Below are 25,803 nucleotides of genomic sequence, written 5' to 3'. Positions count from 1 at the left end.
TACCCGGGACCCGGGACCGGAAGACACCACCCGACTTCACCCGGCTCGCGCTCGGCCGATCACCCGTCTGCCCGCACATACGCCACTGACCTGCAGCCGCACCCCGCTGATGCGTCCGAATCCAGGGGCGGGAGCCCCTGGAGAAGCCGAAGTGATCTCGTAGCCGCAGACCCGGGCCGCAAGCCGCGTCGGCGCCCCTTGCCAATCGCCGTCGGTGACCAGCAGGGTGCACCCCTTGCTGCGGGCCCGCGCCACCACCGCCCGCGCGCGGGTATGCGGCACCCGGCGCCCGCCCAGACCGAGTACCACCAAATCCATGCCGTCGATGAGCACCGCGGCCACCTCCACCGGATCGGTCCCGGGATCCGGTATCACCGCGAGCCGGCTCAGATCCGCCCCCATCTCCGCGGCGGCCAGCAGTCCGATGTCCGGCTGGCCGACGATAGCCACGTTGCCCCCGGCCGCAGTCACCGCGGCGACCATGCCCAAAAGCAGTGACCGGGCCCCCGACAGCACCGCCACCGTTCCCCTCGGCAACTGGACTTGCAGCAACTCCGCCAGCCACTGTGGGGTCACCAGCCGGGACTCGGAGTCCGGCAGCAGGTCATCGACAGTGGCGACGGCCCGCCCCGACATCTCTGCCATCCGCCGGCGCAGCGATTCCAGCTGCTCAGCGCGGTTTTCCCGGGTTTGGTCGGAGGCCAAAGCCGCGATCATGACTGCCTCCTACTGAGCACTGATTCGAACGCATGTTCGATATATTTGGAGTAAACACCCAGCCCCCGACAACCGTCAAGAAACATGAGAGGCTGCTTTATGCGCTCGGTACTGGTGGGGCTGATGGTGCTTTTTTGCGTCACTTTTCCCGCGCCAACCCATGCCGCGCCCTGTCAACCCGCGGAGCTGTTCGCCACCGACGACACCGATCCCCTGTTCGAGATGCAGGCCGACGTGACGCTCGCGCTAAACGGCGCGCCGGCGATGGGATCGACCCCGCTCGACGGGGTGTACTGGTCGAAGGCGCTGCATCAGATCACCGATGAGCGCTCGCGCGAATTTCACCTGTGCGGGGCCGAGGACTCGTTGCGCAGCGCCGCCGAGGCGCTGCGCCGCCAGTTCAATCAGGAAGCGGTGCTGACCTTCGACTACCTACCGCAGCACGCGCCAGAAGCGGACGCGATCATCATCGCCGTGCCGGACGTCGACGTCGCCCGCTTCGGCCACGCGCTGGCGGCCGACCCGGCCGCCCGCGACCGCATCCGGGGCGGGTCGGTCACCACCACCGACCACACGTTGATCCTGGTGGCCGGGAACGACGACCGAGACATCGCAAGTCGGCTCGTCGCCGAGGCCGGCGGGAACTGGAACGCGGCCAGCATTGCTTATGGCAGAAGCGAATTCGTGGAGTAGCCAGCCGCGAGTGTGCGGCTGGCCGCACGTTCGCCGCGAAAGCCAAGCCCGCAGAAACCCGCGAGCCTATTCCCACTCGATGGTGCCTGGCGGCTTGCTGGTGATGTCCAGGATCACGCGGTTGACCTCGGCGACCTCGTTGGTGATGCGGGTGGAGATGCGCTCCAGCACCTCGTAGGGCACCCGCGTCCAGTCCGCGGTCATCGCGTCCTCGCTGGACACCGGCCGCAGCACGATCGGATGCCCGTAGGTGCGGTTGTCGCCCTGGACGCCGACCGAGCGGATGTCGGCCAGCAGCACCACCGGGCACTGCCAGATCTGGCTGTCCAACCCGGCGGCGGTGAGTTCCTCGCGCGCGATCGCGTCGGCACGCCGCAACGTGTCCAGCCGCTTCGCGGTGACCTCGCCGACGATCCGGATGCCCAGCCCTGGTCCCGGAAACGGTTGGCGCGCAACGATTTCCTCCGGCAGACCCAACTCCCGCCCGACGGCGCGCACCTCGTCTTTGAACAGCAGCCGCAGCGGCTCGACGAGTTTGAACTTCAGGTCGCCGGGCAGGCCGCCGACGTTGTGGTGGCTCTTGATGTTGGCGGTGCCGCTGCCCCCGCCGGACTCCACCACGTCGGGATACAGCGTGCCCTGCACCAGGAACTCAACCGGCTTGTCCCCCAACACATCCCGGACCGCACCCTCGAACGCCCGGATGAACTGTCGGCCGATGATCTTGCGCTTGCCTTCGGGATTGGTCACCCCCGACAGCGCCTGCAGGAAGGTCTCCGCGGCGTCGACGGTGACCAGGTTGGCGCCGGTGGCGGCCACGAAATCGCGCTGCACCTGATCGCGCTCGCCCGCGCGCAGCAGCCCGTGGTCGACGAAGACGCACGTCAGCCGATCACCGATGGCTCGCTGCACCAGCGCCGCGGCCACCGCGGAATCCACGCCGCCGGACAGCCCGCAGATCGCGTGGCCGTCGCCGATCTGCGCGCGCACCTGCTCGACGAGCGCCTCGGCGATGTTGGCCGCCGTCCACTCGGCGCCGAGCCCGGCGAAGTCATGCAGGAACCGGCTGAGCACCTGTTGCCCGTGCGGGGTGTGCATCACCTCGGGGTGGTACTGCACCCCGGCCAGGCGCCGCTCGCGGTTCTCGAAGGCGGCCACCACCGCACCCGGGCTGCTGGCCACCACGTCGAATCCGTCCGGGGCGGCGGTGACGGCGTCGCCGTGACTCATCCAGACGGGCTGCACACCGGGCAGCCCCGAATGCAATTCGCCCCCAGTAACTTTCAGCTCGGTGCGGCCGTACTCGCTGGTGCCGGTGTGGGCGACCGTCCCGCCCAGCGCCTGCGCCATGGCCTGAAACCCGTAGCAGATGCCGAACACCGGCAGCCCGAGGTCGAACACCGCCGGATCGAGTTGCGGCGCGCCTTCGGTGTAGACGCTGGCCGGCCCGCCGGAAAGGACCAGCGCCACCGGGTCACGGGCCTTGATCTCCTCGACCGAGGCGGTGTGCGGGATCACCTCCGAGAAGACCCGCGCCTCCCGCACCCGGCGGGCGATCAGCTGCGCATACTGCGCACCGAAGTCGACGACCAGCACCGGTCGAGCCGGCGCGGCATGCCCATCGACATCAGGTTCGGCCACGGCAGAAAGTCTAGTGGCTGCCGGCGACGGCCCCGATCAGTGCGACGCCGCCTGGATCACGGCATCGACGACGCTCCGGATCCGGGTGGCGGCTTCATGGGGATCAGGCTGGCCCGCGTCGAGCCAGGCGATGACCGCGTCGATCGTCAGGCTGGGTAGCAGCCGCGCCGCCCAACTGCGCCACCGATCGTCGGCGATGCCCGCGAGGTGGCGGCGGGTGAGGTCGGTCGAACTCTCGATGAGCGTGTCGATGATGTCGTGAAACTCCGGCTCGCGCGCGACATAACGGTAGAGCAGCCGGAAGGCGTCCGGATCGGCCGCGGCTGCGCGGATGAACGCGGGAATGCTGGCATCATCGACGTCTTGCCCGCCGGTGGCCTCGCGCAGCCGAGTGTGGCCGCTCTCGATCACCTCCCGATACAGGTCGGCCTTCGAAGCGAAATGCCGGTACAGGATCACCGGGGTAACGCCGGCCTCCGCGGCGATGGCATCGAGCCCGGTATTCGCGAACCCGCCACGGGCGAAGGCACGCGTCGCGGCCTCGAGGATCTGCTCGCGCCGTTGGGCGCGGGGCATCCGCCGGGTCGGCTCGGATTGGACAACCGTCACCCCAACCTCCTCTTGTCTATGGCTGAGTATACAAGTAGCCTTGTATAAGGCTTCTTCTACTTGGCGATGACATGCGATGACATCCATCCGACTGCCCCGGGTCCGCACCGCGGTCGGCGACGAGGCCTGGCTGGTCACCGACTACACCCGGGTGCGACGGCTGCTCGACGACGACCGCCTCGGCCGTTCTCATCGCGAACCCGAAACGGCCGCGCGTACCGGGGAATCGGCGTTGTTCGGTGGCCCGCTGGGCGACTTCGACACCGAGGCTGCCGACCACGCACGGATGCGGGCGCTCCTGCAACCCCATTTCTCGCCCAAACACCTGCGTTCGCTGATACCGAGAGTGGAGGCACTCACCACCGGCCTGCTGGACGAACTCGAAAAGCAAGGTCCCCCGGCCGATCTGCACGCACGGTTGGCGCTGCCGCTGCCCATCCTGGTGATCTGCGAGCTACTCGGCGTGCCCTATGCCGATCGTGACCAATTCCGCGCGTGGGCGGAGGACGCCGGCAACGTGCGCGACCACGACCGCTCCGAGCGCGGGCTGGCCGAGCTGTTCGACTACGGCCGCAGGCTGGTCGAGCGCAAACGCACCCACCCCGGCGACGACGTGATGTCGCGGCTGTGCGCTACCGACGGCATCTCCGACGAAGACGCCGCGACGATGTCGATGCTCTTGCTCTTCGCCGGACACGAGACCACGGTGGTCCAGATCGGGCTGGGGACAATGCAATTGCTGACGAACCGCGATCAATGGCAGGCGCTTGTTGATAACCCCGCGCTGATTCCCAACGCCGTAGAGGAACTGTTACGAGCGTCGACAACCGGGGGCGGGGTGGGCGGCATTCCCCGCTACGCGCGCACGGACTTCGACATCGACGGTGTCGCCATCCACGCCGGAGACCTGGTACTGCTGGACGTCGGAGCGGCCAACCACGACCCGGCGACGTTCGCCGACCCGCAACGCGTCGACGTCGCCCGTAAGGAAGCCGCCCATCTCGCGTTCGGATACGGCGGGCACTATTGCATCGGGGCCCCGCTCGCCCGCATCGAGCTGAAAGCGGTTTTCTCTCAGTTGATCCCGCGGTTTCCGTCGATGCGCCTAGCGGTCGATCCCGCGACGGTGCCCATGCGCCACGACGTGCTCGCCGGAGGCCTCGTCGAACTTCCGGTGTCCTGGTGAGGCCCTACAGCGAAAATGCCTGACGCACCGCGTCGACCGCGCCCGGGTCGCCCGCGAAGTCGACGTGCCGCAGCGCCGCCTTGCGCTTGGCGTCGGTCGACCCGAGCCGGGCGTTGACAAGGTCCGCCGCGCTGGCCGTGATGATCACCGCGGGCTCGCCGCGCGCCCCGGCGAGACGACCCTCCGTGACGGCGAACTCGAAACGACGGCCGTCGATGTCGATGCGGCACGTCGCCTCCAAACCGGCCGCGGCACCCGAATCGAAGCCCAGCAGGATGCCCGCCAGGAACCCGTTCAGCGGCGATACCGGCCCATCCCCGATCGGGTCCAGCCAGTCCAGCCCGAACCACGCGATGCTCCGCAGGATCGGCAGCACCCGCTGCCAGCCCAGGTCGCTGAGCGTGTACACGGTGCGCCCGATCGGGGCGGGTAGGTCGGCGCGGTCGACGAGCCCGGCGTCTTGCAGTTCCTTGAGCCGCTCGGCCAACAGGTTGGTCGCGATGCCGGGGAGCTGGTCGCGCAGATCGCCGTAGCGGCGCGGCCCGCCGACCAGCTCGCGCAGGATCAGCAGCGTCCACCGCTCGCCGAGGATGTCGAGGCCGCGAGCGATCGGGCAGTTCTGGTTGTAGTTCCTGCGGGACGGCATAACGCCACCCTACCTGCGCGGAACATCTTTTTCAAGTTATTACTTGATTTATTTGTCTATCGGGTTTAGTCTCTTGTCCATGCGTACCGAACCGATACTCCGAAACCACCCGATTACCGCACTCGCCGTCATCTGCCTGGGCGTCTTCGTCATCAGCGTCGACGCCACCATCGTCAACGTCGCGCTGCCCACGCTGTCGCGTCAGCTCGGCGCCGACACCGCCCAGCTGCAATGGATCGTCGACGCCTACACCCTGGTCATGTCCGGCCTGCTGCTGTCGGCCGGCAGCCTGTCCGACCGCTACGGCCGGCGGGCCTGGCTCAACTCCGGGCTCGCGGTGTTCGCGCTCACATCCGCCGTTGCGGCACAAGCGAATTCGGCCGACGCACTGATCGCGGCCCGCGCCGCCATGGGGGTGGGCGCGGCCGTGATCTTTCCGACCACGCTGGGCCTGATCACCAACATCTTCACCGACCCGGTGGCGCGCGCCAAGGCCATCGGGCTGTGGGCGGCCATGGTCGGCGTCGGGGTGGCCGTGGGCCCGATCAGCGGCGGCTGGCTGCTCGAACACTTCTGGTGGGGCTCGATCTTCATGGTGAACATTCCGATCGCGGCGCTGGCCATCGCCGGCGGCATCCTGTTCGTTCCCACCTCACGCGACCCCGCGGCACCGCGCGTCGACGTGCCCGGCCTGGTCCTGTCCGCGGCCGGGATCACGACGCTGGTCTACACCGTCATCGAGGCGCCGACGTGGGGATGGACCAACGGCCGGACCGTGGCCGGGTTCGCGCTCGCCGCGGCCGTTCTCGCCGGGTTCGCGCTGTGGGAGCAGCGCAGCACCCATCCGATGCTGGACGTCTCGGTGTTCTTCAACCGCCGATTCTCCGGTGGCAGCCTCGCGGTGACCGCCGGCTTTCTGACGTTGTTCGGCTTCATCTTCGTGATCACCCAGTACTTCCAATTCATCAAGGGCTACACGGCATTTCAGAGCGGCGTGCGATTGCTGCCGGTTGCCGCCTTGATCGCGCTGGCGAGCATCCTGGGCCCCCGGCTGGTCGAACGAATCGGCACCACCGCAGTCGTCGCCACCGGCCTCATCGTGTTCGCCGGCGGGCTGGCGTGGGCGTCCACGGCGGACGCCGCCACGCCCTACATCGAGATCGCGCTGCAGATGGTGCTGCTCGGCGGCGGCCTCGGCCTGACCACCGCCCCGGCCACCGAGGCCATCATGGGATCGCTGGCCGCCGACAAGGCCGGCGTCGGCTCGGCCGTCAACGACACCACGCGTGAGCTGGGCGGCACCCTCGGCGTGGCCATCGCCGGCAGCATCTTCGCGTCGGTGTACTCGGGACATCTCTCGTCTGCCTCGCTGACCGGGCTGCCGGCCGACGCGATGCGGCACTCGATGGCGTTCGCGCACCAGGTGATCGAGCAGTTGCCGGCGCACCAGGCCGGCTATGTCCGGGCCACCGTCGACAACGCATTCCTGGACGGCCTGCAGGTGAGCTCGCTGGTCTGCGCGGGCATCGCGTTAGGCGCCGCGATCGTCGTTGGTTGGCTGCTTCCGGCACGGGCCGCGCGACCGACATCCCCCGAACTGGCGAACGCCTAAACCGCTCCCGTATAGAAAGGCACGAAACCAATGGGTACATCAGAGAGCACGTATGTCCTGGGCCACGCCGACGTGGAGGTGCAGCGGCTGCTCCTGCAGGCACGGCTGTACGACCCCTATACCGAGCATGCACTGCGGCTGGCCGGGCTGCGACCGGGCATGCGGGTGCTCGACGTCGGCAGCGGACCCGGCGACGTCTCGTTCGCCGCGGCCCGGGTGGTCGGCCCGACTGGGACCGTGCTGGGCGTCGACGCCGCACCCGACATGGTCGAGCTGGCTACCGCCCGCGCCGCCGAAAAGGGCTTGACCACAGTTCATTTCACGACGGCCGCGATCGGCGCGATCGCCGTCGACGAACCGGTCGACGCGGTGATAGGCCGGTTGATCCTCATGCACCTGCCGGACCCGGCGGCCACGCTGCGACACCTGCGCTCGTTGGTACGCCCCGGCGGCGTGATCGCGTTCTCCGAGATCGACGTCACCGCTGCGCGCAGCGTCCCCGACATGCCGCTGTTCGGTCACGTGATCGCGGGCATCGTCCACGCCTTCGAGGCGATGGGACTGTCCGCGCGGTTCGGCACCACATTGCACACAGTGTTCGCCGACGCCGGCCTGGGTGCGCCGCGGCTGACTCTCGGCACGCCGATCGGCACGGCCGCCGACTCCGACCTGCTGGCCTACGGCGCGGCGATGTGGCGCTTGGTCTCACCGATAGCGGAACAGAACGGCCTCGCCATCGACGGGCTGGCCGACATCGAGGACTTCGTGCCGCGATACCGCGAAGAGGCGCTAGCGGTCAACGCCCTCATCTCGATGCCTCCCCTCATCACCGCGTGGGCGCAGGTGCGGAAATGAACGACACGATCCAGCAGCAGTACTCGACGGGCCTGTCGCGCAACAACATCGAGCGGGCCCTGCTCGCCGCCGGCAAGGACCTCGACCACCTCGCGCCCGCCGACCTGGCCCTGCTGGAGGACTTCCACACCATGGGTCGCATCGCCACCGGCCAGCTGGTGGAGCTGGCGCGAATCACCAGCGCCAGTAGGGTGCTCGACGCCGGCAGCGGGGTCGGCGGCACCGCCCGCTACGTCGCCGACCGTTACGGCTGCACGGTTGATGCCGTCGATCTCACCGACGAATACTGCGACACCAGCCGTTGGCTCAATCGCCTCGTCGGGCTCGATGATCTAATCGGCGTCCGCCCGGCCGACGTCACCGAACTGCCGTTCCCCGACGGCACCTTCGACGTCCTCATCAGCCAGCACGTCCAGATGAACGTCGCCGACAAAGCACGGCTGTACTCCGAGGCGCGACGAGTGCTGAAAGACACTGGCCGGCTTGCCATGTGGGACATCACCCTTGGCGATCAGGGCGAGCTCGACTATCCGCTGCCGTGGGCCGACCAGCCCGGCCACAGCCACCTCGTCACCCCCGAAGCATTGCGGGCCGTCGTCGAGTCCGCCGGATTCTCGATCGAGCACTGGAACGATCTGACCGATCAGGCGGCCGCGCTCATGCAGGCCGTGCTGGCCCAGCCCGCCAACCCCCTTGGCCTGCACGCCTTCGTCACCGACTTCGCGCGCAAGGCGGAGAACCTCACCCAAGCCCTGGCCGACGGACGGCTCCGAGCTATCCAGGCCGTTAGTGAAGGCTGACACCATGCAACACAACGAGATTCCGGACCACGACTACACGAGGGTGTGGGCCGGCGACCGCGGCGAGGTGAAGTTCCTCCGCCGCTCGGACGGGTCGCGACTGCGTTACTTCACTGCGGGAAGCGGCCCGCCGCTGGTCCTGCTGCACACGGTCCGCACGCAGCTGGACTACTTCCAGCGAGTCATCCCCGCGCTCTGGGACGAGTTCACGGTCTACGCCCTGGACTTCCCCGGCATGGGCTGGTCCGACATCGCCAAGGACGCCCAGTACGACGAGCCCGAACTGCGAAGCGCCGTCGTGGAATTCGTGCGCACGCTCGACCTGCGTGGCGTCACGCTGGCCGGTGAATCGATGGGCGCCGCGATCGCGCTGCTGGCCTCCATCGACCTGGCCGACAACGTGCGCAACGTGATCGCGTTCAACCCCTACGACTATCCCGGCGGCCTGGAACGCGGCAACTGGTTCGCCCGCGTGATCGGGACGGCCATCCGCCTTCCCGGCTCCGGACCGATCTTCGCTGCACTGGAAAACCGTCTCATCCTCAAAGGCGTGCTGGCCGGCGGCTTCGCCGACCGCGGCGCGCTGCCGAAGGACTTCCTCGTCGAGCTGCGCCGCAGCGGCCGCAGACGCGGCTACCCGCGGGTGGGCCGCGCGATCATGCGCAGCCTCACGGGGCTCATCGCCGCGCGGGCGCGCTACCCGGAGGTGAGTGTGCCCGTGACACTGGTCTATTCCGAACGCGACTGGTCGCGCCCCGCCGAACGCGAACAGGTCACTCGTCTGCTGAACGTCAGACCCGTCACGGTGGCCGGCGCGGGTCACTTCTCCGCGCTGGAGCGGCCGGCCGACATGGTCCGCATCATCCGCGAAACCGCCCGCACATGAACCAAACTCGCGCCTCGGCCTGGCTTCCGCTGGTGATCCGGCTGACCGCGATCGGTTACCTGCTCTTCTTCGTGCCCGACCTCGTTCTCGCGAGCACGCATCACATCGGCGCCTTGCCGCCGTTTTTCGCCCGGCTTTTCGACTGGGGCGACGGCGGGGATGCGGTGGCCGTCATGTTCGCCACCGTCTACATCGTCTGGGCGCTCTTCCTGTTCGCGTCGGCGCGCGACCCGCTCGCCAACCGGCTGTTCCTCGACTTCAATCTCACCGCGAACGCCGCCCACTTCGCGACCATGCTCGTCATGGCCGTCGCCATGCACGACGAACACAAGCACATCGCCGGGGTCCTCGTGCTCGGCGCGCTCACCACCATCCCGCTGGCGGCATGCTGGCTTCCGGTCCGGCGTCGTTCTCTGCGATGAGTTTCGGCGACTCGTCGCCTCCATATCGACATGACAACAATTGCGATTTTCGGGGCGACCGGCTACTCCGGCGGGAACATCGCCACGGAGGCGCTGTCCCGCGGGCACCGGGTGATCGCGGTGGCCCGCGACACCAGCCCGTTGGCCGGCCGCACCGACCTGGACGTCCGGCAAGGCTCATTGTTCGACGAGCGATTCGTGCGTGATGTCGCGGTCGACGCGGACGTAGTCGTGGTCGCCGTGCCGGCGCATGGCACCGGCCTGGCCGAATACATCCCGATCCTGGGCCGAATTGCCACCGACAACGCGGTACGCATCGGCATGGTGGGCGGCGCCGGCAACCTGCGCGTTTCATCCGGTGGGCCGCGCGCGCTGGACACGCCGCTCTTCCCCGAGGAGTACAGGGAAGATGGCATCGCGCATGCCGAGGTGATGACGCGGCTGCGCGCGTTGCCCGAAGGCGTGGACTGGTTCAGCCTTTCCCCACCCGCGGAGTACAACTCCGACAACCCCGGCGAGCGCACCGGGATCTTCCGCGTCGGTGAGGACGTGCTCCTCGTCGACGCCGACGGCAACTCCCGCCTCGGCGGCGCCGACTACGCCATCGCCTTCGTCGACGAGATCGACAACCCGAGGCATCATCGAGCGCTCTTCACCGCCGCGTACTGATCACGGTTGCGCACCAGCGGAGGTGGCGGCAACGCCTTGATCTGCCAATCACCAGACCACGACAAATAGAGGATGAAGGGAAGTTCGATGAGCGCAAACATCAATAGCGAACGCGTGCCAGGAAACGGCTTGGCATTCAAAGTGTTTCTGCGCGTCTACGGTGTATTGACGCTGACGATCTTCGGTCTGCTCATCGTGGGATTCCTCGCGCAATCCCCGCTGCTGGCCGAACACGGCGGGGCTTTGAACTGGACGATCTGGAACGACGTTCGTTGCGGCAGCGAGCATATGCACGTTCCGCCGATGCTGATGGTGATCTACATCGTCTGGGGTGTTTTCCTCCTGATCGCCGCTGCACACCCATACAGCTATGCGTCCTTCCTGCGCTTCACAGCGTGGGCCAACCTGGCACACGGTGGCTTGATGATCGTGCAGGCCGCCACTGAATTGGACAAATACTGGAGCAAGTTCCTCACCGACATACCGTTCGTGCTGATTCTTGCTGTGGGCATTTTTGTGTGGGCGCGCGGCGCGAAACTCCAGCGGCCAGGCCGGGATGTCCCGTCCACGTTCGGTACGGATGAGCCGAGCAACGGCAGGTGATCTGTGGCGGCTCTCGAGCGCCCGGCGGAGATGGTGCGCTTCCTCCGCCGAAGCGCTTGTGGATTGTCGAGGCCGAGGTGAGCTTATGCCTTTGGTATGAGGTTTGCGGCTGGCATTGATAACGACAATCATTTTCACTTACCTTCGCGATGATTCTGCAAGCGCGCCCAGCCCAGGAGTTGCCGTGATGACGTTGCCCGCCGCAACCACCCCGCTGATCGCCGCCCGCAGCGGGGGCGTCCATCGATGACCGCACCGATTTGGATGGCCTTTCCGCCCGAGGTGCACTCGGGGTTGCTGAGCAGCGGCCCGGGGCCGGCGTCTCTGTTCGCAGCGGCCGCCGCGTGGAGCTCGATGAGTGCCGAATACGCTTCGGCGGCAGAAGAACTCAGCGCGGTGTTGGCCTCGACGCAGGCCGGGGCGTGGCAGGGTCCGAGCGCGGAGTCCTACGTGGCCGCGCATGCCCCGTATCTGGCGTGGTTGGCGCAGGCCAGCGCGCACAGCGACGCGGCGGCCGCACAGCATGAGACGGCGGGCACGGCCTACACCGCCGCGTTGGCAGCGATGCCGACGCTGCCGGAGCTGGCCACCAACCACGCCGTCCACGGCGCGCTGGTGGCGACGAATTTCTTTGGTATCAATACGATTCCGATCGCGGTCAACGAGGCCGACTATGCGCGGATGTGGGTTCAGGCCGCCGCCACGATGGCGACTTATCAGGCCGTCTCCACGGCGGCGGTGGCGGCCACACCGCCGACAGCCCCGGCGCCGCAGATCCTGAAATCCGATGCCGCCGTAGAAGACGACCACGAGCAAGACGATGACCACCATGACCATGACCACGGGTTCGACAGCCCCCTCAATCAGTTCGTCGCCCAGATCCTGCGGGTGTTTGGAATCGACTGGGATCCCGTCGAGGGCACGCTCAACGGACTGCCTTTCGAGGCCTATACCAATCCGGGAGACTTGCTCTGGTGGGTGGCTCGAGCCCTCGAACTTTTTTCGGATTTTCAACAGTTTGGGGCGTTGCTGCAGGAAAACCCGGCGGCGGCTTTCGAGTTCATCACCAACCTCGTGCTGCTCGACTGGCCGACTCACTTGGCCCAGCTCGGTAGTTGGCTCCCGACGCAGCCACAGTTGTTTTTGGTTCCCGCGCTCCTCGCGGTGGCCCCCTTCGGAGCGCTGGGCGGTTTTGCGGGGCTGGGGATTTCGGCCCCGCCTGCGCCCGTGCCGGCGCCGGCAGCCCCACCCGCTGCTGCAGCGCCCAGCCCGCCGGCGGCGCTCGGCACGACCCCGGCCGGCGCGCCTGCCGCGGCCACCGCGTCGGCACCCGCCCCTGCGCCTGCTCCCGCAGCGACCACGGCGGCCAGCCCGGCACCGCCCGCGCCGGCGGCCTCGGGTGCGGCCCCATCCGTGCCTCCGTATGCCGTTGCGCCTCCCGGTGTCGGGTTTGGTTCGGACATGAGTGCGCGCGCTGCTGCCAGTGCGAAAAAGAAGGCGCCGGAGCCCGATTCGGCTGCGGCCTTCTCCGCGGCGGCGGTCCGTGAAGCGGCGCGCACCAGGCGGCGCCAGCGGGCGCGACAGCGTGGTTACGGCGCCGAGTTCATGGACATGAATGTCGACGTCGATCCCGAATGGGATGAGCCGGCGACGACGGCGTCAGAACGCGGCGCCGGGAACCAGGGCTTCGCCGGCACGGCACGCAAGAAAGCCGCCGCCCCGGCGGGCCTGACCACCCTGGCCGGTGATGAATTCGGCGACGGACCCAGCATGCCGATGATCCCACGCACCTGGGCTCCGGAGGACGGCAAAGGGGCGCACGACAGCGCGGGCTGAGGTCACCAATCCGGCGGCAGCACTCATGCGGTCATGCTGGCCCGGCCGCCAAGCCGCTGGGCCTGCAAGCCTTCGTCGCCGACTCCGGCATCCTCGCCGCCAGCGCACACCGGCGTCCAGTCCCCCACCCCAATACCCGCCGATCGGTGGCGACGAACATGTCGACATGGTGAAGTGGTATCGCCCGACAAGCCCAAGAGTGAGGATCCGCCGTGCTGGGTCTGCCAGAGAAGGTGCGTGCCTGCCTGTTCGACCTCGACGGTGTGCTCACCGACACCGCGAGCGTGCACACCAAGGCCTGGAAGGCCATGTTCGACGCCTATCTTTCCCAACGCGCCGAGAGCACGGGCGAAAAGTTCGTCCCCTTCGACGAGGCGGCGGACTACCGGCAGTACGTGGACGGCAAGAAACGTGAGGATGGAGTCCGGTCGTTTCTGAGCAGCCGCGGAATCCAGCTGCCCGAAGGCAGTCCCGACGATCCCGACGGCGCCGATACCGTCTACGGCCTGGGCAACCGCAAGAACGACATGTTCCAGAAGGTGCTGCACGACGACGGGGTCAAGGTGTTCGAAGGGTCGCGCCGCTATCTGGAAGCGGCCTCGGCGGCGGGCCTCGGCATCGCGGTGGTGTCCTCGAGCGCCAACACCCGCGACGTGCTGGAGATCACCGGGCTCGACCGGTTCGTCCAGCAGCGAGTGGACGGAATCACGCTGCGCGACGAGCACATCGCCGGCAAGCCCGCCCCCGACTCCTTCCTGCGGGCCGCACAGCTGCTCGACGTCCCGGCCGACGCGGCGGCCGTATTCGAGGACGCGTTATCCGGCGTGCAGGCCGGTCGTGCCGGTAACTTCGGCTTCGTGGTGGGCGTCGACCGAGTGGGCCAGGCCGAGGATTTGCGGCGAAACGGCGCCGACGTGGTGGTGACCGATCTGGCCGAATTGCTGCAGTCATGATCACCCAGGAAGCGTTCCCGGTCGAACCGTGGCAGGTCCGCGAGACCAAGCTCGATCTGAACCTGATCGCCCAGTCGGAATCCCTGTTCGCCCTGTCCAACGGGCACATCGGGTTGCGCGGCAACCTCGACGAGGGCGAACCGCACGGCCTGCCGGGCACCTATTTGAACTCCTTCTACGAGATCCGGCCGCTGCCCTACGCCGAGGCCGGATACGGCTACCCCGAGGCCGGTCAGACCGTCGTCGACGTGACCAACGGCAAGATCTTTCGCCTGCTCGTCGGGGACGAGCCCTTCGACGTCCGGTACGGCAAGCTGGTATCCCACGAGCGGACCCTCGACCTGCGCGCCGGGACGCTGACCCGCCGGGCGCACTGGTGTTCGCCCTCTGGCAAGCAGGTCAAGGTGGTGTCCACCCGGCTGGTGTCCCTGGCGCAACGCAGCGTCGCGGCCATCGAATACGTCGTCGAGGCCGTCGACGAATTCGTCCGCGTGACCGTGCAGTCCGAGCTGGTCACCAACGAGGATCAGCCGACGACGTCGGCCGACCCGCGGGTGGCGGCGATCCTGGACAACCCGCTGGAGGCCGTCGACCACGAAAAGACCGAGTACGGCGCGCTTCTCATGCACCGGACCCGCAGCAGCGCGCTGATGATGGCCGCCGCCATGGATCACGAGATCGACGTGCCCGGGCGGGTCGAGGTCGCCACCGACGCGCGTGAGGACTTGGCGCGCACCACGGTCATCTGCGGGCTGCGCCCGGGCCAAAAGCTGCGCATCGTCAAATATCTGGCCTACGGCTGGTCGAGTCTGCGTTCGCGCCCGGCGTTGCGCGACCAGGCGGCCGCCGCGCTGCACAGCGCGCGCTACACCGGGTGGCAGGGTCTGCTGGACTCGCAGCGGGCCTACCTGGACAACTTCTGGGAGAGCGCCGACGTCGAGGTCGAGGGCGACTCCGAATCGCAGCAGGCGGTGCGCTTCGGACTGTTCCACCTGTTGCAGGCCAGTGCGCGCGCCGAGCGCCGCGCGATTCCCAGCAAGGGGCTGACCGGAACCGGCTACGACGGCCACGCCTTCTGGGACACCGAGGGATACGTGCTTCCGGTGCTCACCTATACCGCGCCGCACGCGGTCGCCGATGCCCTGCGATGGCGGGCCTCGACGATGGATCTGGCCCGGGACCGGGCGGCCGAACTCGGCCTGGAGGGTGTCGCCTTTCCGTGGCGCACCATTCGCGGCCAGGAGTGCTCAGCGTACTGGCCGGCCGGCACCGCGGCCTGGCATATCAACGCCGACATCGCGATGGCCTTCGAGCGGTATCGCGTGGTCACCGGCGACCAATCGCTGGAGGCCGAGTGCGGTCTGAATGTTCTGGTCGAGACCTCGCGGTTGTGGATGTCGCTCGGGCACCACGACCGCCACGGCGTCTGGCACCTGGACGGGGTCACCGGTCCCGACGAATACACGGCGATCGTTCGCGACAACGTGTTCACCAACCTGATGGCCGCGCACAATCTGCTCGTCGCCGCCGACGCGTGTAATCGCCATCCCGAGAAGGCAGCAGAACTGGGCGTCTCCACCGAGGAGGCCGCCTCGTGGCGTGATGCGGCCGCGGCGGTGAACATTCCCTACGACGAAGAACTGGGAGTCCATCAGCAGTGCGAAGGCTTTACCACCTTCGCGGAGTGGGACTTTGAAGCCAACACGACCTATCCGCTGCTGTTGCACGAGGCGTATGTGCGGCTCTACCCCGCGCAGGTGATCAAGCAGGCCGACCTGGTGCTGGCGATGCAATTGCAGAGCCACGCATTCACCGCCGAACAGAAGGCCCGCAACGTCGACTACTACGAACGCCGGATGGTGCGCGACTCGTCGCTGTCGGCCTGCACCCAGGCGGTGATGTGCGCGGAGGTCGGGCATCTGGAGCTCGCGCATGACTACGCGTACGAGGCCGCGCTGATCGACCTGCGCGACTTGCACAGCAACACCCGCGACGGACTGCACATGGCTTCCCTTGCCGGCGCGTGGATGGCGCTGATCAACGGTTTCGGCGGCCTGCGCGACGACGAGGGCATCCTGGCCCTGGATCCCCAACTGCCCGATGGTATTTCGCGCCTTCGTTTCCGGTTGCGGTGGCGGGATTTCCGGTTGACCATCGACGCCAACCACTCCGATGTCACCTATACCCTGCGCGACGGGCCCGGTGGCGACCTGACCATCCGGCATGCCGGCGAGGACCTCGAGCTGAGCACCGAGAAGCCGACGACCATCGCGGTGCGCAGGCGCAAGCCGCTGTTGCCGGCGCCACCCCAGCCGCCGGGCCGCGAGCCCGTGCACCGGCGCAGCATGCTTCAGCAGCTGACCGATAGCTGAGCGTCAGTGCGGCTGGACGATCCGGGCCACTTCGGCGCGGACCGCCTCGCGGATGTCGGGCTCGGGCATGTCGTCCAGCCCGGTGGCCGAGCGCAGAATGGGCGCGAACAACCGCCAACCGAATTGCAGCGCAAGGGCATTGGCCACGGCTAACCGTGCGGCGGTGTCCTTCTCATGCAGTGGCCGCACCATGTCCAGCAGGGCCGCGATGTTCGGAAAGTGCTTTTGCAACTGGGCGGCCGGATACCCGTCCAGCAGGGTACGGGCCATGACCCGCATCTGCCGGTCCAGGACGTCGTCCAAGACGTCGAGTGTCGAGCCGGACTGCAGCCGCTCTTTCAGGTTCGCCCCCAGCTGATCGAGCACGGCGCCGACGAGCTGTTCCTTGGTGCCGAAATGACGAAACACCAGCCCGTGGTTGACCCTCGATCGCGCGGCGATGTCGCGGATCGAGGTCGCCGCCGGGCCCCGCTCGGCGAAGAGGTCGGTGGCCGCTTCCAGGATCGCCGCCGCCACCTCCTCCCGCCCGGTGGGCGGTTTCGAGCGGCCCCTTGCGGAAGCTGTAGTCATATGACTACAGTAGCGTATGTAGTCAGTTGACTACACCTAGGATGACACAAAAGGACGACAAAATGACGCAGCCTGTAACCGTTACCAAGCTGGGCAGCCGCATCGGCGCCCGGGTCGACGGGGTGCGCCTGGGCGGCGACCTGGACCCGGCCGCGGTCGAAGCGATCCACCAGGCGCTGCTGACCCATAAGGTGATCTTCTTCCGCCACCAGCACCACCTCGACGACCAGCGGCAGCTCGCATTCGCCCGCCTGCTGGGCACTCCGATCGGCCATCCGGCCGCGTCGGTGCTCGCCGCCAAGGACGCGCCGGTCATCACGCCGATCAACTCCGAGTACGGAAAGGCCACGCGCTGGCACACCGATGTGACGTTCGCCGCCAACTACCCGGCGGCGTCGATCCTGCGCGCGGTCACCCTGCCCAGCTACGGCGGGTCGACGCTGTGGGCGTCGACCGCGGCGGCCTACACCAACCTGCCCGAACCGCTGCGCTGCCTCGTCGACAACCTGTGGGCGCTGCACACCAACCGCTACGACTACGTCACCGACCAGGCGCTGACCGACACACAGCGGGCCTTCCGGCAGGCGTTCGAGAAGCCGGATTTCCGCACCGAGCATCCCGTGGTGCGGGTGCACCCGGAGACCGGTGAGCGCACCCTGCTGCTCGGCGATTTCGTGCGCGGGTTCGTCGGCCTGGACGACCGCGAGTCAGGCCTGCTGCTGGAAATGCTGCAACGGCGAATCACGATGCCCGAGAACACCATTCGCTGGAATTGGGCGCCGGGAGACGTTGCCATTTGGGACAACCGGGCGACCCAGCACCGGGCCGTCGACGACTACGACAACCAACCCCGCCTCATGCACCGGGTCACGTTGATGGGCGACGTGCCCGTCAGCGTCCACGGCGAGCGCAGCCGGGTAGTCAGCGGCGCACCCCTCGAGGTGATCGCCAGCTGACTCTCAGGCCGATGGTGACGACCCGCAGCGCCCGGCTACGCCGCGCTCGCGATCGTCACTCAACCGGCAGAGCTGACCGGATCGACCGGCAGCCAGCGCAGGGCACCCGGTGCGTCGAGGGGTACCACCGGGTGCTGGGGGGCGATCGGGGCCAGCCGGCGGTAGGCGTCACCCTGCAGGGGACGCTCATCGATCTCGCCCTTGTTCGGCCACAGTGACGCGGCCCGCTCCGCCTGGGCAGTGATGGACAGCGACGGGTTGACGCCCAGGTTCGCCGATATCGCCGCGCCGTCCACCACCAGCAGCGTCGGGTAGCCGTAGACCCTGTGGTACGGGTCGATGACCCCGTGCTCGGGGCCGTGGCCGATCACCGCGCCGCCGAGGAAGTGCGCGGTCAGCGGGATGTTGAAGAGCTCGCCCCACGTGCCGCCGGCAACGCCGTCGATCTTGGCGGCGATGCGGCGGGTTACCTCGTTGCCGACCGGAATCCACGTCGGGTTCGGCTCGCCGTGGCCCTGTTTGCTGGTGTACCAGCGGATGCCCAGCTTCCCGCGCTTGGTGAAGGTGGTGATCGAGTTATCCAGGTGCTGCATCACCAGCGCTATCATCGTGCGCTCGCTCCACTGGCGCGGATTGAGCAGCCGCAGCATGCTGCGCGGATCCTCGCGGCCCGTGTCGAGCAACTGCTTCCAGCGGGGCACGTCGGTGCCCTCGGGGCCGGGGCCGTCGGTCATCAACGTCTGCAGCAGCCCCATCGCGTTGGAGCCCTTGCCGTAGCGCACCGGTTCGATGTGGGTGTCCGACGTGGGGTGGATCGACGACGTGATCGCCACGCCGTGGGTCAAATCCAGATCCGGCGAGACCTCCAACCGGCCGGCGCCCACGATCGATTCGGAGTTGGTCCGGGTCAACACGCCCAGCCGCTTCGACAGGCGCGGCAGGCGGCCCTTGTCGCGCATCTTGAACAACAGGTGCTGCGTTCCCCACGTCCCCGCGGCCAGGATCAGGTAGTCGGCGGTGTACGTGCGCCTGTCCCGGCGCAGCCAACTTCCGGTGCGAACGGTGCGGACCTCCCATAGCCCGTCGGGCCGCTGCTCGAACCCCTTGACGGTCGTCATCGGAATCACTTGTGCCCCAGCCGATTCCGCTAGCCCTAGGTAGTTCTTCAGCAGCGTGTTCTTGGCGCCGTAGCGGCACCCCGTCATGCAGCAGCCGCATTCCAGGCAGCCGGTGCGCGCCGGCCCCGCGCCGCCGAAGTACGGGTCGGGAACGGTCTTGCCCGGCGTCTTGGTGCCGTCGGGCCCGAAGAAGACCCCGACCGGGGTGGGCACCCAGGTGTCGCCGCACCCCATGTCGTCGGCGACGGCCTTCACGACGCGGTCGGCGTCGGTGAAGGTCGGGTTGAGCACGACGCCGAGCATCCGCTGCGCCTGCTCGTAGTGCGGCATCAGCTCGCTGCGCCAGTCGGTGATGTGGGCCCACTGTGGATCTTTGAAGAACGGCTCGGGCGGGACGTACAACGTGTTGGCGTAGTTGAGCGAACCGCCGCCCACACCCGCGCCGGCCAGGATCATGACGTTGCGCAGCGGGTGGATCCGTTGGATGCCGTAGCACCCCAGCCGGGGCGCCCAGAGGAACTTGCGCAGATCCCAGGACGTCTTGGCGAACTCCTCGTCCGAGAAGCGGCGGCCGGCCTCCAACACGCCTACCCGGTAACCCTTTTCGGTCAGCCGCAGCGCGCTGACGCTCCCCCCAAAACCCGATCCGATGATCAGGACGTCGTAGTCCGGTTTCATGGCCCCAGTATGGCCGTACCGGCCGGTAATAAACCAGGTCGGGTAACGCCGCCCCTTCGGCGCCGGCGTGCGGCCTGCCGCACATTCGGAGTGGAGCGTGCGGCTGGCCGCACGTCGACGGCCGAAAGCGGTCAGCAGCCGACGGTCAGGCCGACCTTCTGGAACTCCTTGAGGTCGCAATAGCCGGCCTTGGCCATCGCGCGGCGCAGCCCGCCGACCAGGTTCAGGCTGCCGAACGGATCGTCGGACGGACCGTTGAGAACCTGGCGCAGAGGCGGCCGCTCCCCGACCGCGATCTGCAGCAGCGCCCCTCGCGGCAGCGACGGGTGCGCCGCCGCGGCCGGCCAGAACCACCCGTCGCCGAGCGCCTCGGCGCTTTCGGCCAGCGGCGTGCCGAGCACCACCGCGTCGGCCCCGCAGGCGATGGCCTTGGCCAGCTCGCCGGAGGTGTGGATGTCGCCGTCGGCCAGCACGTGCACGTAGCGGCCGCCGGTCTCGTCGAGGTATTCGCGCCGCGCGGCCGCGGCGTCGGCGATGGCGGTGGCCATCGGCACGCTGATGCCCAGCACCTCGTCGCTGGTGGTCACGCCGCGGGTGGAGCCGTAGCCGACGATGACGCCCGCGGCACCGGTGCGCATCAGATGCAGCGCGGTGCGATGGTCGAGCACGCCGCCGGCGACCACCGGCACGTCGAGCTCGGAGATGAAGGTCTTCAGGTTCAGTGGCTCGCCATCGCTGGCCACGCGCTCGGCGGAGACGATGGTGCCCTGGATGACCAGCAGATCGATGCCGGCCGCCACCAGCACCGGCGTCAGCGCCTGCGCGTTCTGCGGGCTCACCCGCACCGCGGTGATCACCCCGGCGTCGCGGATGCGGGCCACCGCGGCACCCAACAGGTCCGGGTTCAGCGGCGCCGCATGCAGCTCCTGCAGCAGCCGGATCGACGCCGAGGGTTCGGGCTCCTTTTCCGCCGCCTCGACAAGCTGCGCGATCTTGGCCCCGACGTCGGCGTGCCGGCCGATCAGCCCCTCGCCGTTGAGCACCCCGAGGCCGCCGAGCCGGCCGAGCTCGATCGCGAACTCCGGCGACACCAGGGCATCGGTCGGGTGCGCCACCACCGGGATCTCGAAGCGGTAGGCGTCCAGCTGCCAGGCCGTCGACACGTCCTGCGACGAGCGGGTGCGCCGCGACGGCACGATGCTGACTTCACTGAGTTCGTAGGTGCGACGGGCGACGCGACCCATCCCGATCTCGACCATGGCCAGTTCGCTGCTCACCGCGCGTAGTAATTAGGTGCTTCGACGGTCATTGCGACGTCGTGCGGGTGGCTCTCCTTGAGCCCGGCCGGTGTGATCCGGACGAACTGCGCCTGCTGCAGCACCTCGATGGTGGGCGAGCCGGTGTATCCCATCGCGGCCCGCAGGCCGCCGGTCAGCTGGTGGATCACCGAGGACAGCGGGCCGCGGAACGGCACCCGGCCCTCGATGCCCTCGGGGACCAACTTGTCCTCGCTCAAGGCGTCGTCGGCGAAGTAGCGGTCCTTGGAGTAGGACTTCGCCCCGCCCCGGCCCTGCATGGCGCCCAGCGACCCCATCCCCCGATAGCTCTTGAACTGCTTGCCGTTGACGAAAATCAGCTCGCCCGGCGCCTCGGCGGTACCGGCCAGCAGCGAGCCCAGCATGGCGGTCGACGCGCCCGCGGCCAATGCCTTGGCGATATCGCCGGAGTACTGCAGGCCCCCGTCTGCGATGACCGGCACGCCGGCCGGACCGCACACCGCGACGGCCTCCAGGATCGCGGTGATCTGGGGCGCGCCGACGCCGGCCACCACCCGGGTGGTGCAGATCGAGCCCGGTCCGACGCCAACCTTCACCGCGTCGGCACCGGCGTCGACCAAAGCAGCGGCGGCCGCCCTGGTGGCGACGTTGCCGCCGATCACCTCGACCTTCTCGCCGACCTCGGCCTTGAGTTTGCCGACCATGTCGAGGACCAGCCGGTTGTGCGCGTGAGCGGTGTCCACGATCAGCACGTCCACCCCAGCGTCGACCAGCATCATCGCGCGCACCCACGCGTCGCCGCCGACGCCGACGGCGGCGCCGACCAGCAGCCGCCCGTCACTGTCCTTGGTGGCCAGCGGGTGTTGTTCGGTCTTGACGAAGTCCTTGACGGTGATCAGCCCGGTCAGCCTGCCATGACCGTCAACGATGGGCAGTTTCTCGATCTTGTTGCGGCGCAATAGGCCCAGCGCCGCGTCGGCGCTGACGCCCTCCTGGGCGGTGATCAGCGGGGCCTTGGTCATCACCTCGGCGACCTGTCTGGTCTGATCGACCTCGAAGCGCATGTCGCGGTTGGTGATGATGCCGACCAGCGCGCCCGCGTCGTCGACCACCGGCAGCCCGGAGATCCGGAACTTGGCGCACATCGCGTCGACCTGAGCCAAAGTGTTGTCCGGCCGGCAGGTGACCGGATCGGTGACCATGCCGGCCTCGGACCGCTTGACCATCTCGACCTGGCCGGCCTGCTCGGCGACCGGCAGGTTGCGGTGCAGCACGCCCATGCCGCCGGCCCGGGCCATCGCGATGGCCATCCGGGATTCGGTCACCGTGTCCATCGCCGAGCTGACCAGCGGCACTTTGAGTCTGATCTTCTTGGTGAGCTGGCTGGACGTGTCGGCGGTGGCGGGCACCACGTCGGAAGCGGAGGGCAACAGCAAGACGTCGTCGAAGGTCAGTCCCAGCATCGCCACCTTGTACGGGTCGTCGCCCCCGGTCACCACCCGGTCGTCGGCCAGGCCGCCCACGGGCGCGTCGCGCACGTACGGACTGGCGACCAGCTCGGAGCTGTCTTCTAGGTGGGACATGCCACGGGACATCGGTGAAGCCCTCCATGCGCGCGGAGTGAGAAACCCATCCTATCGGCTCGGGGAGACCATCGAGACCCGCTAGCCCGGGCGTGCCGCGAGCCCGTTTACGCCGGGCCACGCGCGACCTCCCTGCTGGCGTTATGACGGCCCGCCTGCGTAGTCTAGAGGCGTGCGCGACCACCTCCCACCGGGTTTGCCACCCGACCCGTTTGCCGACGACCCCTGCGACCCGTCGGCGGCACTGGACGCCGTCGAGCCGGGACAGCCTCTGGACGCCCAAGAGCGAATGGCGGTGGAGGCCGACCTGGCCGACCTGGCCGTTTACGAAGCTCTGTTGGCGCACAAGGGGATTCGCGGCCTGGTCGTGTGCTGCGACGAGTGCCAGCAAGACCACTACCACGACTGGGACATGTTGCGCGCGAATTTGCTGCAGCTGCTCATCGACGGCACCGTCCGTCCGCACGAGCCCGCCTACGACCCCGAACCCGACGCGTACGTCACGTGGGATTACTGCCGGGGATATGCCGACGCGTCGCTCAACGAAGCGACGTCAGACGCCGACGGGTTTCACCGGCGTCACTGAACGCCTCAGCACCTCCAGCGCCCGGTAGCTAGCCGCCTGGCGCCGCCGAAGACGGCGTGGACGACTGCCCGTGGTGATGGTGGTGGCCCGACGACGGAGTCGTCGAGGTTGTCGGTGAAGTGGAAGACGAAGGGCTCGGGCTGACCGCCGTGGGCGCCGTGGTGCTCGGAGTCGGCGACACACTCGGCGTGGTCGAGGCGGCCGGGGCCTTCGGTGGCTTGGTCTGCGGCGCCGGGGTAACGGCCTGCGGCGGCGGCAGCGTGGCGTTCGGGTCGCGCGACTCGACGCGGGTGTTCAGCAGATTGACCTGATCCATCAGGTCGGTGCGGCTGGCCCCGGCGTTCATGGACTGCACGGCGCTGCTGACCTCGGCCAGCTGGTCGTGGGCCTGGGCCCATTGGCCTTCGTTGATCAGTTGCTGAACCTTCGCCAGCTCGGCCTTGGCCGACAGCTCGATCTTTTGGTCGTTGACCCGCGGCTGGTCGTAGAACATCGCGTGCAGGCCGTACAACGCGTTCCCGGGCCGGGCCTCGACCACCATGGCGCCGAAGCCGCTGAGGACCAACAGTGTCGCGGCCACCGACCCGATCGCCGCCAGGCCACGACGGCTGTGCCCGCCGCGTTCGGCAAGTCCGACGCGCAGCGCCTCGATCGCATCTTCCGGCGACACCAGGGCACTGGCTGGAGGCCACCGCAGATCGTCACGCCATTCCGCCAGGAGAGCGGCCAGCGCTTCAAAATCAGGGTCGTCGGGGTCGTCGATGTCGACCGGCTGACGCTCGGCCAGCGCGTCGAGCAACAGGTCGGTGCGGGCCAACTCGTCCAGGGCGGGTTGCTCCGGTACCGCGTAACCGAATTCAGGCATAGTCACCCGCCGCGATGATCTCGGATTTGAGGCGGTTCAAAGCACGGTGCTGGGCCACCCGCACCGCCCCGGGTGTTGCGCCGACGGCGGCGGCTGTCTCCTCGGCGGACAGGCCGACGACGACGCGCAGGATCAGAATCTCGCGCTGCTTGGCGGGCAAGATCTCGAGCAGTTCGTTCATGCGGCTGGCCGAATCGGCCTCGATGGCACGCTGTTCGGGGCCGGCCTCGGACGACCAGCGCTCGGGAACCGAGTCGGAGGGGAAGGCGAGATCACGGCCGGCGGCCCGGTGGGCGTCGGCTACCTTGTGGGCCGCGATGCCGTACAGGAAGGCCAGGAATGGGCGACCCCGATCCCGGTAGCGCGGCAGCGCCGTAATAGTGGCCAAGCAAACCTCCTGCGCCACGTCATCGGCTGACAGGCCACCCCGATCGATTGTGCCGACCCGAGCCCGGCAATACCGCACGACAATCGGACGGATGGTCTCCAGCACCTCCCGTAATGCCTTCGTGTCTCCCGCTACGGCCTCGGCAACCACAGCGTCGAGACGTTCCGCTTGAATTGTCATCGACGGCGGTATCTCCAACGTTACGAACCGGACACAGCACGGGCTATCACGGGCTAACTCACGCAATGACTTTAACGGCCGCAAGGCCGATTCAAGCGGAACGCCACGCCCCACCGGCGCGCCGCACCTGGCCTGCGCAGACATCGCGAATTTCGGGCAGTTCTCGTGCCGAAAATGTGACGCTTCCGATATCAATCAGCAAGCAAGCCAGCGCCCACCGAAGGGGTATCAACCCGAATCGCTCGGTGGCGTCCAGCGCCGCCTCGGCGACCTCCCGGGCGCGGTCGGCGCGGCCCGCGCTGCACAGGGCCGCGGCGAGCACCACATCGCTTTTGACCCGGTGGCGCGCCGAGGCCTCGAGCCGACCGGAGCCCATCGCCCCCGCCAGTTCGACGGCTTCCTCGGCGCGACGGACGGCGACGTCGCCTTCGCCGGAGGCCATGGCCAATTCGGCGCCCACCCACCTCCGGCGCACCGCGAGCCGGTCGGGCACCGTCGCGGCCGCCAGCGTCGAGTCTGCGCGCGTCAACAACGCTGCCGCGGCGGCGAAGCGGCCGACGCCCAGCGCGTCGGCGGCCAGCCCGATGAGGGCGTCGGCCTGCGCCTCGGGATCGGTGCCGGCCAGCGCCAGGGCGCGACCATCCCAGCCACGCGCGCGTTCGTGCCAGCCGAGCTGACGTAGGAACGATCCCTGCGTGCTGTGCGCCAGCGAGACCAGCGGGCCGCCGGCACCGCTGCGGCGCAGCGCGGCGAGGTCGCGAAACGCGCTGCCGTAGCGACCCTGCCCGCCGGACGCGACGGCGCGCAGCCACAATTGCCGGGGTGTGGTCGCGGTTGGCAAAGGCCAGCTTTGCGGCTGGTTTCCGAACGCGGCGGCCGCCAGCGTTGCGTCGATCGTCGAAGTGTGACGAGTTTCAATCACGGTGATAGTAGTAAACAGTTCGTGGTGTCTGTGTTACTGAAATGTTAATCACGATCGGCGTGTACAAATTAGCCCCTCCCCTTCCAACCGCCCTGAGCAGCGAAATCCCAAGGGGCGTCAACTAGCTGGTAGCACGGCTCTTGTGCGGTAAATGCGTCGCAGATGAACGCAGAGTTAATT

At 68.2% G+C, this 25,803-nt stretch carries 24 protein-coding genes and 1 pseudogene; 14 read left to right on the top strand and 11 right to left on the bottom strand.

Annotated features, from left to right (window positions below; genetic code table 11):
- Positions 1-36 precede the first annotated feature (36 nt).
- The gene (locus ACQI5H_RS03010) at positions 37-717 is read right to left on the bottom strand and encodes a hypothetical protein (RefSeq protein ID WP_427077918.1); all 681 of its coding nucleotides are present in this window, start codon (positions 715-717) and stop codon (positions 37-39) included.
- An 84-nt stretch (positions 718-801) separates the two neighbouring features.
- On the opposite strand from ACQI5H_RS03010, the gene ACQI5H_RS03005 reads away from it, so the two are divergent.
- The gene (locus ACQI5H_RS03005; RefSeq protein WP_427077917.1) at positions 802-1,410 is read left to right on the top strand and encodes a hypothetical protein; all 609 of its coding nucleotides are present in this window, start codon (positions 802-804) and stop codon (positions 1,408-1,410) included.
- A gap of 66 nt (positions 1,411-1,476) precedes the next feature.
- Here the strand turns inward: ACQI5H_RS03005 and guaA are convergent, their stop codons facing one another.
- Both guaA and ACQI5H_RS02995 read right to left on the bottom strand, forming a co-directional pair.
- The gene (gene guaA, locus ACQI5H_RS03000; RefSeq protein WP_427077916.1) at positions 1,477-3,051 is read right to left on the bottom strand and encodes a glutamine-hydrolyzing GMP synthase; all 1,575 of its coding nucleotides are present in this window, start codon (positions 3,049-3,051) and stop codon (positions 1,477-1,479) included.
- 36 nt (positions 3,052-3,087) lie between these two features.
- Entirely contained in the window at positions 3,088-3,660 is a 573-nt protein-coding gene (locus ACQI5H_RS02995) for a TetR/AcrR family transcriptional regulator (RefSeq protein ID WP_427077915.1), read from the bottom strand.
- A 76-nt stretch (positions 3,661-3,736) separates the two neighbouring features.
- On the opposite strand from ACQI5H_RS02995, the gene ACQI5H_RS02990 reads away from it, so the two are divergent.
- Complete coding sequence (locus ACQI5H_RS02990; RefSeq protein WP_427077914.1) at positions 3,737-4,846, top strand: cytochrome P450; 1,110 nt, start codon at positions 3,737-3,739, stop codon at positions 4,844-4,846.
- Positions 4,847-4,850: 4 nt separating this feature from the next.
- Here ACQI5H_RS02990 and ACQI5H_RS02985 read toward each other — a convergent pair whose 3' ends face one another.
- Entirely contained in the window at positions 4,851-5,492 is a 642-nt protein-coding gene (locus tag ACQI5H_RS02985) for a winged helix-turn-helix transcriptional regulator (protein ID WP_427077913.1), read from the bottom strand.
- Positions 5,493-5,571: 79 nt separating this feature from the next.
- Here ACQI5H_RS02985 and ACQI5H_RS02980 point away from each other — a divergent pair, with 79 nt between their 5' ends.
- From ACQI5H_RS02980 to ACQI5H_RS02935, 10 genes and pseudogenes are all read left to right on the top strand, one after another.
- Complete coding sequence (locus tag ACQI5H_RS02980) at positions 5,572-7,104, top strand: MFS transporter (RefSeq protein WP_427077912.1); 1,533 nt, start codon at positions 5,572-5,574, stop codon at positions 7,102-7,104.
- Positions 7,105-7,134: 30 nt separating this feature from the next.
- A complete protein-coding gene (locus ACQI5H_RS02975; protein WP_427077911.1) occupies positions 7,135-7,959 on the top strand; it encodes a class I SAM-dependent methyltransferase in 825 nt (274 codons plus the stop codon).
- The gene (locus ACQI5H_RS02970) at positions 7,956-8,759 is read left to right on the top strand and encodes a class I SAM-dependent methyltransferase (RefSeq protein WP_427077910.1); all 804 of its coding nucleotides are present in this window, start codon (positions 7,956-7,958) and stop codon (positions 8,757-8,759) included. The genes ACQI5H_RS02975 and ACQI5H_RS02970 overlap by 4 nt, the downstream gene beginning before the upstream one ends.
- A gap of 4 nt (positions 8,760-8,763) precedes the next feature.
- Positions 8,764-9,645 carry an alpha/beta fold hydrolase gene (locus ACQI5H_RS02965; protein ID WP_427077909.1) on the top strand — a complete coding sequence of 294 codons (882 nt, stop codon included), beginning with the start codon at positions 8,764-8,766 and terminating at the stop codon, positions 9,643-9,645.
- Complete coding sequence (locus ACQI5H_RS02960) at positions 9,642-10,067, top strand: hypothetical protein (RefSeq protein WP_427077908.1); 426 nt, start codon at positions 9,642-9,644, stop codon at positions 10,065-10,067. Before ACQI5H_RS02965 ends, ACQI5H_RS02960 begins: the two co-directional genes overlap by 4 nt.
- A 30-nt stretch (positions 10,068-10,097) precedes the next feature.
- Positions 10,098-10,736 carry an NAD(P)-dependent oxidoreductase gene (locus ACQI5H_RS02955; RefSeq protein WP_427077907.1) on the top strand — a complete coding sequence of 213 codons (639 nt, stop codon included), beginning with the start codon at positions 10,098-10,100 and terminating at the stop codon, positions 10,734-10,736.
- An 87-nt stretch (positions 10,737-10,823) separates the two neighbouring features.
- On the top strand, positions 10,824-11,339 hold the full coding sequence (locus tag ACQI5H_RS02950; protein ID WP_427077906.1) for a DUF6632 domain-containing protein: 516 nt from the start codon (positions 10,824-10,826) through the stop codon (positions 11,337-11,339).
- A 246-nt stretch (positions 11,340-11,585) separates the two neighbouring features.
- The gene (locus tag ACQI5H_RS02945) at positions 11,586-13,175 is read left to right on the top strand and encodes a PPE family protein (RefSeq protein WP_427077905.1); all 1,590 of its coding nucleotides are present in this window, start codon (positions 11,586-11,588) and stop codon (positions 13,173-13,175) included.
- Positions 13,176-13,341: 166 nt separating this feature from the next.
- Positions 13,342-14,128 (top strand): annotated as a pseudogene (locus ACQI5H_RS02940) (beta-phosphoglucomutase family hydrolase).
- Positions 14,125-16,500, top strand: coding sequence for a glycoside hydrolase family 65 protein (locus ACQI5H_RS02935; protein WP_427077904.1), 2,376 nt, complete (start codon positions 14,125-14,127; stop codon positions 16,498-16,500). Before ACQI5H_RS02940 ends, ACQI5H_RS02935 begins: the two are co-directional and overlap by 4 nt.
- Before the next feature lie 3 nt (positions 16,501-16,503).
- On the opposite strand, the gene ACQI5H_RS02930 is transcribed toward ACQI5H_RS02935, so the two are convergent.
- Positions 16,504-17,070 (bottom strand): TetR/AcrR family transcriptional regulator, encoded by a 567-nt coding sequence (locus tag ACQI5H_RS02930; protein WP_427077903.1) that lies wholly within the window; start codon positions 17,068-17,070, stop codon positions 16,504-16,506.
- A 62-nt stretch (positions 17,071-17,132) separates the two neighbouring features.
- Between ACQI5H_RS02930 and ACQI5H_RS02925 the strand changes: the two genes are divergently transcribed.
- Positions 17,133-18,026, top strand: a complete 894-nt coding sequence (locus tag ACQI5H_RS02925; RefSeq protein ID WP_427077902.1) for a TauD/TfdA dioxygenase family protein — start codon at positions 17,133-17,135, stop codon at positions 18,024-18,026.
- A gap of 59 nt (positions 18,027-18,085) precedes the next feature.
- Here ACQI5H_RS02925 and ACQI5H_RS02920 read toward each other — a convergent pair whose 3' ends face one another.
- From ACQI5H_RS02920 to guaB, 3 genes are all read right to left on the bottom strand, one after another.
- Positions 18,086-19,822: a GMC oxidoreductase gene (locus ACQI5H_RS02920; RefSeq protein ID WP_427077901.1), complete on the bottom strand. Its 1,737-nt coding sequence runs from the start codon at positions 19,820-19,822 to the stop codon at positions 18,086-18,088.
- A gap of 131 nt (positions 19,823-19,953) precedes the next feature.
- Positions 19,954-21,081 carry a GuaB3 family IMP dehydrogenase-related protein gene (locus ACQI5H_RS02915; protein ID WP_427077998.1) on the bottom strand — a complete coding sequence of 376 codons (1,128 nt, stop codon included), beginning with the start codon at positions 21,079-21,081 and terminating at the stop codon, positions 19,954-19,956.
- 14 nt (positions 21,082-21,095) lie between these two features.
- Complete coding sequence (gene guaB, locus ACQI5H_RS02910; protein WP_427077900.1) at positions 21,096-22,694, bottom strand: IMP dehydrogenase; 1,599 nt, start codon at positions 22,692-22,694, stop codon at positions 21,096-21,098.
- 160 nt (positions 22,695-22,854) lie between these two features.
- On the opposite strand from guaB, the gene ACQI5H_RS02905 reads away from it, so the two are divergent.
- Positions 22,855-23,268: a DUF5319 domain-containing protein gene (locus ACQI5H_RS02905; RefSeq protein ID WP_076061701.1), complete on the top strand. Its 414-nt coding sequence runs from the start codon at positions 22,855-22,857 to the stop codon at positions 23,266-23,268.
- A 28-nt stretch (positions 23,269-23,296) separates the two neighbouring features.
- Here the strand turns inward: ACQI5H_RS02905 and ACQI5H_RS02900 are convergent, their stop codons facing one another.
- From ACQI5H_RS02900 to ACQI5H_RS02890, 3 genes are all read right to left on the bottom strand, one after another.
- Positions 23,297-24,133 (bottom strand): anti-sigma-D factor RsdA, encoded by an 837-nt coding sequence (locus ACQI5H_RS02900; RefSeq protein WP_427077997.1) that lies wholly within the window; start codon positions 24,131-24,133, stop codon positions 23,297-23,299.
- Positions 24,126-24,701, bottom strand: a complete 576-nt coding sequence (locus tag ACQI5H_RS02895; RefSeq protein WP_427077899.1) for a sigma-70 family RNA polymerase sigma factor — start codon at positions 24,699-24,701, stop codon at positions 24,126-24,128. Before ACQI5H_RS02895 ends, ACQI5H_RS02900 begins: the two co-directional genes overlap by 8 nt.
- A gap of 91 nt (positions 24,702-24,792) precedes the next feature.
- Positions 24,793-25,623, bottom strand: a complete 831-nt coding sequence (locus ACQI5H_RS02890; protein WP_427077898.1) for a hypothetical protein — start codon at positions 25,621-25,623, stop codon at positions 24,793-24,795.
- Positions 25,624-25,803: the final 180 nt, after the last annotated feature.

The organism is Mycobacterium heidelbergense (assembly GCF_050205645.1).
GTDB classification, from domain to species: Bacteria; Actinomycetota; Actinomycetes; order Mycobacteriales; family Mycobacteriaceae; genus Mycobacterium; species Mycobacterium heidelbergense_A.
This window is presented reverse-complemented; position numbering and strand designations above follow the sequence as displayed.

What these genes read in the sequence shown, in the direction of transcription:
- ACQI5H_RS03010 (WP_427077918.1), bottom strand. Translation starts at nt 717, where the DNA reads ATGATCGCGGCTTTGGCCTCCGACCAAACCCGGGAAAACCGCGCTGAG.
- ACQI5H_RS03005 (WP_427077917.1), top strand. Translation starts at nt 802, where the DNA reads ATGAGAGGCTGCTTTATGCGCTCGGTACTGGTGGGGCTGATGGTGCTT.
- ACQI5H_RS02990 (WP_427077914.1), top strand. Translation starts at nt 3,737, where the DNA reads ATGACATCCATCCGACTGCCCCGGGTCCGCACCGCGGTCGGCGACGAG.
- ACQI5H_RS02985 (WP_427077913.1), bottom strand. Translation starts at nt 5,492, where the DNA reads ATGCCGTCCCGCAGGAACTACAACCAGAACTGCCCGATCGCTCGCGGC.
- ACQI5H_RS02980 (WP_427077912.1), top strand. Translation starts at nt 5,572, where the DNA reads ATGCGTACCGAACCGATACTCCGAAACCACCCGATTACCGCACTCGCC.
- ACQI5H_RS02975 (WP_427077911.1), top strand. Translation starts at nt 7,135, where the DNA reads ATGGGTACATCAGAGAGCACGTATGTCCTGGGCCACGCCGACGTGGAG.
- ACQI5H_RS02970 (WP_427077910.1), top strand. Translation starts at nt 7,956, where the DNA reads ATGAACGACACGATCCAGCAGCAGTACTCGACGGGCCTGTCGCGCAAC.
- ACQI5H_RS02965 (WP_427077909.1), top strand. Translation starts at nt 8,764, where the DNA reads ATGCAACACAACGAGATTCCGGACCACGACTACACGAGGGTGTGGGCC.
- ACQI5H_RS02960 (WP_427077908.1), top strand. Translation starts at nt 9,642, where the DNA reads ATGAACCAAACTCGCGCCTCGGCCTGGCTTCCGCTGGTGATCCGGCTG.
- ACQI5H_RS02955 (WP_427077907.1), top strand. Translation starts at nt 10,098, where the DNA reads ATGACAACAATTGCGATTTTCGGGGCGACCGGCTACTCCGGCGGGAAC.
- ACQI5H_RS02950 (WP_427077906.1), top strand. Translation starts at nt 10,824, where the DNA reads ATGAGCGCAAACATCAATAGCGAACGCGTGCCAGGAAACGGCTTGGCA.
- ACQI5H_RS02945 (WP_427077905.1), top strand. Translation starts at nt 11,586, where the DNA reads ATGACCGCACCGATTTGGATGGCCTTTCCGCCCGAGGTGCACTCGGGG.
- ACQI5H_RS02935 (WP_427077904.1), top strand. Translation starts at nt 14,125, where the DNA reads ATGATCACCCAGGAAGCGTTCCCGGTCGAACCGTGGCAGGTCCGCGAG.
- ACQI5H_RS02930 (WP_427077903.1), bottom strand. Translation starts at nt 17,070, where the DNA reads ATGACTACAGCTTCCGCAAGGGGCCGCTCGAAACCGCCCACCGGGCGG.
- ACQI5H_RS02925 (WP_427077902.1), top strand. Translation starts at nt 17,133, where the DNA reads ATGACGCAGCCTGTAACCGTTACCAAGCTGGGCAGCCGCATCGGCGCC.
- ACQI5H_RS02920 (WP_427077901.1), bottom strand. Translation starts at nt 19,822, where the DNA reads ATGAAACCGGACTACGACGTCCTGATCATCGGATCGGGTTTTGGGGGG.
- ACQI5H_RS02915 (WP_427077998.1), bottom strand. Translation starts at nt 21,081, where the DNA reads ATGGTCGAGATCGGGATGGGTCGCGTCGCCCGTCGCACCTACGAACTC.
- guaB (WP_427077900.1), bottom strand. Translation starts at nt 22,694, where the DNA reads ATGTCCCGTGGCATGTCCCACCTAGAAGACAGCTCCGAGCTGGTCGCC.
- ACQI5H_RS02900 (WP_427077997.1), bottom strand. Translation starts at nt 24,133, where the DNA reads ATGCCTGAATTCGGTTACGCGGTACCGGAGCAACCCGCCCTGGACGAG.
- ACQI5H_RS02895 (WP_427077899.1), bottom strand. Translation starts at nt 24,701, where the DNA reads ATGACAATTCAAGCGGAACGTCTCGACGCTGTGGTTGCCGAGGCCGTA.